Annotated in this window: 3 protein-coding genes; all 3 read right to left on the bottom strand. The window is 50.5% G+C overall.

The features are described from left to right. Positions 1 to 651: 651 nt before the first annotated feature. The 3 genes from GX147_09925 to GX147_09915 all read right to left on the bottom strand — a co-directional run bounded on the left by GX147_09925 (position 652) and on the right by GX147_09915 (position 4,872). Positions 652 to 2,103, bottom strand: a complete 1,452-nt coding sequence (locus GX147_09925) for an ATP-binding cassette domain-containing protein (GenBank protein NLN60989.1) — start codon at positions 2,101 to 2,103, stop codon at positions 652 to 654. Positions 2,104 to 2,278: 175 nt separating this feature from the next. Beyond that, a complete protein-coding gene (gene gmd, locus GX147_09920; protein NLN60988.1) occupies positions 2,279 to 3,382 on the bottom strand; it encodes a GDP-mannose 4,6-dehydratase in 1,104 nt (367 codons plus the stop codon). A 20-nt stretch (positions 3,383 to 3,402) separates the two neighbouring features. Beyond that, positions 3,403 to 4,872 carry a mannose-1-phosphate guanylyltransferase/mannose-6-phosphate isomerase gene (locus GX147_09915; GenBank protein NLN60987.1) on the bottom strand — a complete coding sequence of 490 codons (1,470 nt, stop codon included), beginning with the start codon at positions 4,870 to 4,872 and terminating at the stop codon, positions 3,403 to 3,405. Positions 4,873 to 5,943 lie beyond the last annotated feature (1,071 nt).

Below are 5,943 nucleotides of genomic sequence, written 5' to 3'. Positions count from 1 at the left end.
GTTTCATCTGTGTAATTTGCAAGAAAAATAGGGGTTAAGGGTTAAAATCTTGCAAATTACATCGCATAAAAAATGATCATTGTCAATTAATATTAAATGGTTATGATGTTTTTCAGATACGACTTTGTAATTTCAGAAACGTGCAAGGGGACACCCTTTTTTCAAGGACAAACCGGAAATGAGCCCTAAAATTAAAGTGATTGTGGCCGAAATTGGCTATTTTGCCTCACTGAGAAGCAGGCCCGTAAGGATGTCTCGGATCGCCGGACGATCATCGATTCACTCCAGGATGAAACCATCCGTGGGCATGTCTTATGCGGCTACCTGGCTCCGGTCCTCCGCAAAGAACTGGCTCTCAGACCGATCATCGTTTCGAATGGGCCAACAGCGAACGGGATCTCAAGGCGCTGCAAGAAATTACGATCGAAGCTAAGAGCAAGGCTCTCGCCATAAGAAGTGAACGCCTCGGCGTCTGTGGCGAGGTTTTCCAGGCAATAGGTGCGGCATTCCGACGACCATACGGGAGATTGTGTGATGTCCGGCATAAGCGAACCGTTGAGCGGCCAAGAGCCTTTACACGACTCGAAGAATCAGTGCAGGGCAACGCGGAGCGTAAAAGCGCATCCGGGCGGACGCCGACGGGGCAAGCGATCATGACGGCAGACTGCAAAGCGGTTTCTCCAGGCGGAGTATGCGGTTGGTGCATTTCGGAATTTCGCTTTCGTAGTGGGTAACGTAGATGACGGTGGTGTCCGTCCGGCTGCCGACCATCTCCACCATATCGAGAAACAGGCGTCTATTCTCCCCGTCCAGTCCCTGGCAGGGCTCGTCCAGGACGAGCATTTCCGGCGATTTGACCATCGCCCGGGCCAGCAGGATCATGCGCCGCTCGCCGTAAGAGAGCCTCGTGAATATCCTGTGGGCCATATCGGCAATGCCGAAAAAGCCAAGCCACCTCTCAACCTGTTCTGTCTGCGTCGCGGTCAGTCGTCGATAAAGCCCGATGGACTCGAACAGGCCTGACGCCGTCACGTCATAGACCGTAATGTCCCGCCTGTATCGAACCTGGAGTTCCGCTGAAACCATGCCGATGCGACGCTTGATTTCCCAGAGGCTCTCGCCGGTTCCCCGGCGCCTGCCGAAAAGATAAATCTCGTTGGCGTAGGCCTGCGGATTGTCGGCCGTGACAAGGCTCAGGAGGGTGGATTTTCCCGAGCCGTTGGGCCCGACGACTGCCCAATTCTCCCCCCGCCTGACCGTCCAGTCGAGGTGATCGAGGATGGTCGCCTCGCCGTATTTGACCGTTACCTGCCTCATTTCAACCATGATTTCCCCCGTCCCGCCGGCGGCGGTGTCAAGGGCACGGCCCCGGTCCAGACCTGGCCGGGTCCCACTCTGCTCGCGAAGATACAGTCTTTTGAGATTTTCCGGCGTGAGCACCTCATCCCTCGATCCCTGGGAAAACACCCTGCCATTTTTCAGGCAAATAACATGGGAAATCCACGGGAAGATCTCCTCTTGGCGATGAGTCACGAGAATTACCTGCATGCCCCCGGCAATGAGCCCCTCGATCGTCTCCCGCACGGTCTTCCGGGAGCGGGCGTCCAGACCCGCAAAGGGCTCGTCCAGGATGAGCATTTCCGGTGACCTGATGAGCGCCCGGGCGATGATTACCCTTCTCATCTCTCCGGAGGAAAGATGACGAAACCTCCTGTCGAGGAGGCGGCGAATCCCCAGCAGGTCCACGATCCGGTTGAACGCGTCCATGTCGGCGGGACGATCACAAAAGCCTTCGAGAATCGTCTCCCTTGCCTTCAACCGCCCTTCCAGTCCGTTGTGCCCCATGTCGTGGGCGTCTTCCGCCGCGACGAGATATTCCTGAAGGTCAAAAGAGACGTAACCGACGGCCTCGCGGGTCTCTTTCCGAAAGTGACGCGTGATCCTGCCGCGCACGCAGGGCAGCTCGCCCGTGAGCGCCTTGACCAGGGAGGATTTACCGGCCCCGTTGGGGCCCAGTACGGCCCACTGTTCGCCGGTTCTGATTTCCCAGGACGTCCCGGGCAGAATAAACCGATCCCTGACGCGAATTGTCGCTTCTTTCAATGTGATGAACGGGAGTCCCCGTTCCTGAACGGTGAGCATGGTTTTAATGACAGGGCCGCAAAGCGGGAAAAGGGAAGCGCTTACCGGCTATCCGCCAGACCTGCCATGTCGGACAACGTAAGTCGACCAATGTCCCGATGGAAAATTCGGTATAGATTCTCATTTACTTGAAAACTCACTCATGATGGCAGTACACCGTATAACCGCTTGTTCTCACCAGCTTGTCCCGTTCAGCCATTTTAAAGTCCTCTCTGGCCATTTCGGCAACAAGCTCTTGAAAGGAGATTTTCGGCATCCATCCAAGTTTATCTCGTGCTTTGGTCGAGTCGCCTAAAAGGGTTTCCACCTCTGTGGGCCGGAAATAGCGGGGATCAATGCGAACAATCGGCTTATCTTCAACCGTCGTACCGTTCGAACACCAATAGCCGATCTCGTCCAACCCCTTGCCTTCCCAGCGGATTTTCATTTCCAGTTCTGTTGCCGCCGCATTGATAAAATCGCGAACACTGTATTGCACGCCTGTAGCGATGACAAAATCTTCCGGTGCATCTTGCTGGAGCATAAGCCACTGCATTTCAACGTAATCACGGGCATGCCCCCAGTCCCGTTTCGCATCAAGATTGCCCATATAAAGTGCATCCTGCAGGCCCAGTTTAATGCGCGCCAGAGCCCGCGTGATTTTGCGAGTAACAAATGTCTCTCCACGGACAGGGGATTCATGATTAAAAAGAATGCCGTTACAAGCATACATCCCGTAAGCCTCACGGTAGTTGACGGTAATCCAATAGGCATATAATTTGGCAACTGCGTAAGGACTGCGCGGATAAAACGGCGTTGTTTCTTTTTGTGGTATCTCCTGAACTTTACCAAACAATTCAGAAGTGGAGGCCTGATAGAATCTGGTTGTTTTGTCCAGTCCCAGGATGCGTATGGCTTCCAGAAGGCGTAAGGTACCGAGCGCATCAGAATTGGCCGTATATTCCGGTACTTCAAAGGAAACGGCCACATGCGACTGGGCGGCAAGGTTGTATATTTCAGATGGCTGAATTTGTTGAATAACCCGAATCAAGTTGGACGAATCGGTTAAATCACCATGGTGAAGGATAAAGCGGCGATCACTCACATGAGGATCCTGATAGAGGTGGTCAATCCGGTCTGTGTTGAAAAGTGACGCACGGCGTTTAATACCATGAACTTCATATCCTTTTTCTAACAGAAATTCGGCCAGATATGAGCCATCCTGTCCTGTGACACCGGTGATGAGTGCAATTCGTTTCATTTTATTTTCCTCAAATTCTTCTATACCCTGCCGTAATGATCTTCAAGCCGGATAATATCGTCTTCTCCAAGATAAGAACCACACTGGACTTCTATAAGTTCGAGTGTATCCCGGCCAGGGTTTTCTACACGATGCTTTTTCCCAGCGGGAATGAAAATCGATTGATTTGTATTGAGAACAATCGTTTCAGCGCCGTACGTGATCTTGGCCGTTCCTTTAACGATAATCCAATGCTCAGAACGGTGTTTGTGCCACTGTAAGCTGAGCATAGCGCCGGGGTTAAGCAAAATGTGTTTGACTTGAAACCGCTCTCCTTGTTCCAAAGAATCATACCATCCCCATGGGCGATATACTCTGCGATGTACCCTACCCTCTTTCCGGTTTTTTTCCTTAAGTTTTTCCACAATTTGCTTGACGTTTTGTGCCTTGTCTTTCCTTGCAATTAAAACCGCATCGGATGCATCAACCACGACAAGCTCATTGATACCCACACAGGACACTAAACGGGAGGTGGAGATAACCAGAGATGACTCCGTATCCTCCAACAGAACATCACCGGTAACACTATTTCCCTTGCTGTCTTTTTTACTGATCTGCCACACAGCGTCCCAAGCCCCTACATCGGACCAGCCCACATTTATTGGCATAACTATGCCGTGGGTGCCTGATTCAGGTAATAAACCCAGCCTCTCCATAACCGCATAATCGATGGAATCGGCAGGACATGCGGCAAACGATTCACGATCAAGTCGCAAAAAATCAGTGTCGTGTTTCCCTCGCTCAAAGGCGGTATGACAAGCTTGAAACATCACGGGTTGCAGTTGCTTGATTACCTTCAGCCACGTTTCCGCCTGCATAAAGAACATACCGCTATTCCAGTAATATCCACCGGCTGCCAGATAACTTTGTGCTGCTTTTCGGTCAGGTTTTTCTACAAAACGGATAATGGGAAAAATCTCGTCCGAAATCGGGGCTTCATCATCGGCTTGAATGTACCCATAACCTGTTTCCGGTGCATCAGGAACAATGCCGAAAGTAACTATCGCGCCTGAAAGGGTGTGTCTTGCACCCACTGTGAGCGCCCGATGAAAAGCGCTGATATCCGATACAACATGATCCGAAGGCATAACAAGCAATAAAGGATTCTGTCCATTTTGTGTCGCATGAAGTGCTGCAACGGTAAGCGCAGGAGCGGTGTTACGACCGAACGGCTCCAGGATAATCGAAGCTCGGCCAATCCCGATGTTTCGCATCTGTTCCGCGACAAGGAAACGATGTTCCTCGTTACAGACTATCAGGGGGAGATTTGAAACGTCAATTTTCGGATGGGTAAAGCCAAGCATCCGAACTGCTGTTTCCTGTAGCATTGTCTTTTCTGATGCAAGGGGCAGAAGTTGTTTAGGATAACTGTCTCGGGATAGTGGCCAGAGACGTGTACCCGCACCTCCGCATAGTATGGTCGGAATAATTAAGGATTTTTTTCTATTCATTGCGTTACCGTTTAAAATAAATCCTTCTTTTTCGCACGGACATCTTTACACAACCGTCTGTGCGTTCCACAATGCCTAATGCGTGCAATATGCTGATCTGATTCTCAGTGGGATGCGGTTTTCATGGGTCACGCACAACATTTTCTGTCGGACACTCTCCCATCCATAAACATGGGGATTCCTGTCTAAAGCTTGTTGCCGAGCTTTGCTGACGGAGAGCCGGGAAATTGATAGGATGCTCGTATGCGAACAGATGAATAACGGTTCTTTCGATACCCATTACGGGGCTCTTGTTGGCGTTATCCAGTGTCATGTACCCCTTCCGATTATACACCAACATGGCAAGTGATAAAACCGCTCCGGTCGCCCAGCATTCTGATATGTATGATGACATACAGCCCGAAACCGGCTTGCAACACTCCGATCCTCTTTCACACATCTGCCCATCCACGGCATGCATGTGCAACTTCATACCCCGGCAAGGCAAGGCCTGTTACGGAGCAGCGAACAAGACGGTTTGCCCTTCGAAACAGGCTGAAATCGGCGATGCATCTCTAATGATTTCCATTAAAGCATGCTCGCGCCGATCTCGCAACGGGAATCGATGACTGTCATGCCCAAGGGTCACAATCCGCTAATCGCAAATCCATGACAATGTAAACGGCGCATCTCCCCAAGCCTCCCCTTTTGTCAGGTACTTCGTCACCCTCTATCATGTAAAGCGCCCGGTTAGCTTATCTCGACAGATACGGTCTTTTCGCTCAATATTTTAAATTGTTTCATTCAATCGACTGAACGATTATTTCAGGAAATGAGCGAGAGCTGGAGAACACCTCGGGTGGAAATATAATTTTATACTTGTTATTTCAAATGGTTGCATGATGATACCCGGCTCTCCTTCACCCTGGCATACCTTGTGCTTTAATTAAAGACAAAAAGAGTAAATAGTCGGTTCTGAAAAAGTCTATTTTGATAAAGCGTCACCGTAAGAGATGGTTCTTTGATAATTAGAAAGCCATTGGAAAATTAGACGCAAAAAAGCGGCTGCCCACCGCAGCAGCTTGGCAAAGT

Source organism: Deltaproteobacteria bacterium (genome assembly GCA_012522415.1).
In the GTDB taxonomy this organism is placed as follows: domain Bacteria; phylum Desulfobacterota; class Syntrophia; order Syntrophales; family JAAYKM01; genus JAAYKM01.
This window is presented reverse-complemented; position numbering and strand designations above follow the sequence as displayed.